Source organism: Natronomonas aquatica (assembly GCF_024449025.1).
GTDB lineage: Archaea > Halobacteriota > Halobacteria > Halobacteriales > Haloarculaceae > Natronomonas > Natronomonas aquatica.
Genome location: NZ_JAHLKM010000058.1, coordinates 2,815 through 6,582, shown reverse-complemented (window position 1 = coordinate 6,582; position 3,768 = coordinate 2,815). Strand labels below are relative to the sequence as shown.

At 65.6% G+C, this 3,768-nt stretch carries 8 protein-coding genes and 1 pseudogene; all 9 read left to right on the top strand.

The genetic code is table 11. The features are described 5' to 3' along the window. Window positions 1–701: 30S ribosomal protein S3 (locus KM295_RS16580; RefSeq protein WP_256031468.1), on the top strand; the 701-nt coding region annotated here is incomplete at its 5' end. A gap of 2 nt (window positions 702–703) precedes the next feature. Beyond that, window positions 704–913: a 50S ribosomal protein L29 gene (rpmC, locus tag KM295_RS16575; protein ID WP_256031465.1), complete on the top strand. Its 210-nt coding sequence runs from the start codon at window positions 704–706 to the stop codon at window positions 911–913. Next, window positions 910–1,188 carry a ribonuclease P protein component 1 gene (locus KM295_RS16570; protein WP_256031463.1) on the top strand — a complete coding sequence of 93 codons (279 nt, stop codon included), beginning with the start codon at window positions 910–912 and terminating at the stop codon, window positions 1,186–1,188. Before rpmC ends, KM295_RS16570 begins: the two co-directional genes overlap by 4 nt. Beyond that, a pseudogene (gene rpsQ, locus KM295_RS16565) lies at window positions 1,179–1,475 on the top strand (30S ribosomal protein S17); the annotation flags it as partial. The gene KM295_RS16570 and the pseudogene rpsQ, both read left to right, overlap by 10 nt. Window positions 1,476–1,489: 14 nt before the next feature. Then, window positions 1,490–1,888 carry a 50S ribosomal protein L14 gene (locus tag KM295_RS16560; protein ID WP_256031459.1) on the top strand — a complete coding sequence of 133 codons (399 nt, stop codon included), beginning with the start codon at window positions 1,490–1,492 and terminating at the stop codon, window positions 1,886–1,888. 3 nt (window positions 1,889–1,891) lie between these two features. Continuing rightward, window positions 1,892–2,260: a 50S ribosomal protein L24 gene (gene rplX, locus KM295_RS16555; protein WP_256031457.1), complete on the top strand. Its 369-nt coding sequence runs from the start codon at window positions 1,892–1,894 to the stop codon at window positions 2,258–2,260. After that, a complete protein-coding gene (locus KM295_RS16550; protein ID WP_256031455.1) occupies window positions 2,257–3,069 on the top strand; it encodes a 30S ribosomal protein S4e in 813 nt (270 codons plus the stop codon). The genes rplX and KM295_RS16550 overlap by 4 nt, the downstream gene beginning before the upstream one ends. Continuing rightward, window positions 3,066–3,608 (top strand): 50S ribosomal protein L5, encoded by a 543-nt coding sequence (locus tag KM295_RS16545; protein ID WP_256031453.1) that lies wholly within the window; start codon window positions 3,066–3,068, stop codon window positions 3,606–3,608. The genes KM295_RS16550 and KM295_RS16545 overlap by 4 nt, the downstream gene beginning before the upstream one ends. Next, a partial coding sequence (locus KM295_RS16540) for a 30S ribosomal protein S14 (protein WP_256031469.1) occupies window positions 3,605–3,768 on the top strand: 164 nt, incomplete at its 3' end. The genes KM295_RS16545 and KM295_RS16540, both read left to right, overlap by 4 nt.

The window sequence follows — 3,768 nt, the reverse complement described above, 5'->3', positions numbered from 1 at the left end:
AGGAGTTCAACCTCGATGACCCCCAGATCGACGTCCAGGAGGTCGAGGAGCCGGATCTGAACGCCCAGATCGTCGCCGACCGACTTGCGAACGCCCTCGAACGGGGCTGGTACTTCCGGAAGGCCGGCCACACGACCATCGACCGCATCATGGATTCGGGCGCGCTGGGCGCGGAGATCATCCTGAGCGGGAAGGTCACCGGCGCCCGATCGCGCGTCGAGAAGTTCAACCGCGGCTACATCAAACACAACGGCGAGCCCGCCGAGACGATCGTCGACAAGGGCGTCGGCACCGCCGTGATGAAACTCGGCACCATCGGCGTCCGGGTGAAGATCATCCCGCCGGACGCGAAGCTCCCGGACGACTTCGAGGTCTACGAGGGCGTCGAGGTCGCCGAGTTCATCGAGGAGCCGGAGGGCGACGTCGAGGAACTGCTCGAAGGAGCCGAGGACGCCGAGGCCGAACCCGTCGGCGCCGACCCCGAGGAGATCATCGAAGAAGAGACCGCGGACACCCCCGAGGAGGTTCCCGAAGAGGAGCTCCTCGAGGAGGAAATCGACGGCGAGGCCCCGACGCCGGAGCCCGAAGCGGCTGACGATCCGGACGAGGAACTCGACGAGGAGGTCGAAGCCGAGGCCGCAGAGCTCGTCGAAGAGATGGAAGACGAAGACGGAGACGAAGACGGCGAGGAGGCTGAATAACGATGGCCATCCTGCACGTCGACGAGATCCGCGACATGACGCCCGCCGAACGCGAGGCGGAACTCGAACAGCTGGAGACGGAGTTGCTCAACGAGAAGGCCGTACTGGCCGCCGGCGGCGCCCCCGAGGACCCGGGACGCATCGGCGAGCTGCGACGGACCATCGCTCGCGTGAAGACGATCCAGCGAGAGGAGGGCGACTTCGACGAATGACTCCCGAGACGCTCGTCCGCCACGAACTCGCCGGACTCGACGTGACGGTTACGGACGCCCCGAACCCCGATCTGATCGGGATCGAGGGGCGTGTCCGCGACGAGACGATGCGGACGTTGCTCGTGGCGACGGGCGAGGGGGTCAAACAGGTGCCGAAGGCGGGAACCACGTTCCGGTTCGCACTAGATGACACGGACGTCATCGTCGAGGGCGACCGGCTACTCGCACGCCCCGCGCTTCGCACCGAAACACAGAGAGGTTCACTATGGCAATAGGACTCGACGTAACAAAACCTCCGGAACCCGAAACCCCGGAGGAGTACGACTACGAGACGTGTCCCTTCTACGGTGAGTTGCCCGTCCGCGGGCAGGTCCGTACCGTCGTCGTCGAGCGGGAGTACGAGGTGAAGGTACCCAAATACGATCGTTACATGAAGCGACGATCGAAGATTCCGGCGCACGTGCCGGGGGTACTGGAGCCGCTCTCGGTCGGCGACGACGTGAAGATAGCAGAGACGCGACCGCTCTCGAAGACCAAGAGCCACGTGGTCGTGGAAGTCACCGGAGGTGAGGAGTGATGGAGGCGCTCAACGCCGACGTCACACAGGGCCTCGAGAAGGGCTCGCTGGTCACGTGTGCCGACAACACGGGCGCACGCGAGCTGAAGATCATCTCGATCGCCGGCTACTCCGGGACCAAGAACCGCCACCCGAAGGCGGGACTCGGCGACAAGGTGACCGTCTCGGTCACGAAAGGGACGCCGGAGATGCGACGGCAGGTGCTGGAGGCGGTCATCATCCGCCAGCGCAAGCCGGTCCGTCGACCGGACGGCACGCGCCTCAAGTTCGAGGACAACGCGGCCGTCATCATCGACGAGAACGAGGATCCCCGAGGGACCGAGCTCAAGGGCCCGATCGCCCGGGAGGTCGCCGAACGCTTCGGGAGCATCGCCTCGACAGCAACGATGATCGTATAGACCATGACACGACAACCAACCAAACAGCGCAACAGACAGGAGCGCGCCCCGCTGCACGAGAAGCAAAAGCAGGTACACGCGCCGCTGTCGCCGGAGCTCCGCGAGGAGTACGGTCGGCGACGCGTTCGCGTCAACGCGGGCGATACGGTCGAGGTCCAGCGCGGCGATTTCGCCGGCGAGTCCGGCGAGGTCCTCGAGGTGGACCTGCGGGCCGCCGAGATCCACGTCGAGGACGTGACGATCGAGACAGCGGACGGCGAGGAGGTTCCCCGTCCGCTCGAGGCGAGCAACGTCCAGGTGACGGCGCTGGATCTCGATGACGACCGCCGCGAGGCGCGCCTCGAAGGCGACGCGGAGGAGGACACCGAATGACGAAACACCAGAAACGACTGGCCGTCCCGAAATCGTGGCCGGTCGAACGGAAAGAAGAGACCTACACGACGAAGGCCGGTGCGGGTCCGCACGGCGAGGCCGGGGTGCCGCTCCTCATCGTCCTGCGCGACGTGCTCGGCTACGTCGACTCGAAGAAGGAAGCGCGCTACGCGCTCGGACAGGACAGCGTCCTGGTCAACGGGAAGGCGGTTTCCGACGAGCGACAGCCGATCGGGATGTTCGACATCCTGGCGTTCCTCGAACGCGAGGAGTACTACCGCGTGTTCCCCGACGAAGGGGGGCGGCTGTCGCTGACCCCGATCGACGAGGACGCCGCGGGCTCGAAGCTCGGCAAGATCGTCGGCAAGACGCAGATCGCCGGCGGCGACACCCAGCTCGCGCTCCACGACGGCGAGACGCTGCTCGTCGAGGACGCGACGGCCTACGAGACGAACGATTCGATCGTCGTCTCCAACGATAGCGAGGAGATCGTCGCCCACTTCACCTACGAGGAGGGTGCGCTCGTCACGGCCGTTCGCGGCGCCCACGCGGGGCGGATCGGCACGGTCGACGAGATCCAGATCACGCCGGGATCGTCGCCGAACAACGTCCTCATCGAGGACGGCGATGACCGCTTCGAGACGATCGAGGAGTACGTCGTCGTCATCGACGAGAACTTCGTCGAGGACGATGCCGACCTCGAAGGCGACGAGGCCGAACCGGAGACGGAAGCGGACACCGAGGCGGACGAAAGCGAGGACGTCGAGGCCGAGGCCGACGCCGACGAAGAGGGAGGTGACGACGAATGAGCTCCGAATCCGACGCGGGCGAGTTCCACGAGATGCGGACGCCGACCGTCGAGAAGGTCGTCGTCCACATGGGCATCGGACAGGGCGGACAACCCCTGGCACAGGCCGAGGAGATCCTCGAAGAGGTCGCCGGCCAACAGCCCGTTCGCACCACGGCAAAGCGGACGATCCAGGACTTCAACGTCCGTGAGGGCGATCCGATCGGCGCGAAGGTGACGCTGCGCGGCGAGGCAGCCGAGGCGTTCCTCGAGACCGCCCTGTCGCTTGCGGAGATCGACTCGGCGCAGTTCGACGAGACCGGCAACTTCAGTTTCGGGATCGAGGAACACACCGACTTCCCGAGCCAGGAGTACGATCCCGAGATCGGGATCTACGGGCTCGACGTGACGGTCAATCTGGTCCGACCGGGGTATCGCGTGGGCAAGCGAAACAAACAGACCCAGCAGATCCCGGCCCGACACCGGCTGACGCCCGAGGACGCGATCGCGTTCCTCGAATCGAACTACGACGTCGACGTGGAGGTCACGGAGGCAGAATGAGCGAATCAGAAACAGAACAACAGACTGGCGAGCAGGCCGCCAAGCGGACCGGCCAGCTCGAATCGTGCCAGCGCTGCGGGCGCGAGCAGGGACTCGTCGGCAAGTACGACATCTGGCTGTGCCGACAGTGTTTCCGCGAGATCGCCCGCGGTATGGGATT

Coding starts and splice junctions, on each gene's coding strand:
- KM295_RS16545 (WP_256031453.1), top strand. CDS start 3,066: ATGAGCTCCGAATCCGACGCGGGCGAGTTCCACGAGATGCGGACGCCG.
- KM295_RS16560 (WP_256031459.1), top strand. CDS start 1,490: ATGGAGGCGCTCAACGCCGACGTCACACAGGGCCTCGAGAAGGGCTCG.
- rplX (WP_256031457.1), top strand. CDS start 1,892: ATGACACGACAACCAACCAAACAGCGCAACAGACAGGAGCGCGCCCCG.
- KM295_RS16570 (WP_256031463.1), top strand. CDS start 910: ATGACTCCCGAGACGCTCGTCCGCCACGAACTCGCCGGACTCGACGTG.
- rpmC (WP_256031465.1), top strand. CDS start 704: ATGGCCATCCTGCACGTCGACGAGATCCGCGACATGACGCCCGCCGAA.
- KM295_RS16550 (WP_256031455.1), top strand. CDS start 2,257: ATGACGAAACACCAGAAACGACTGGCCGTCCCGAAATCGTGGCCGGTC.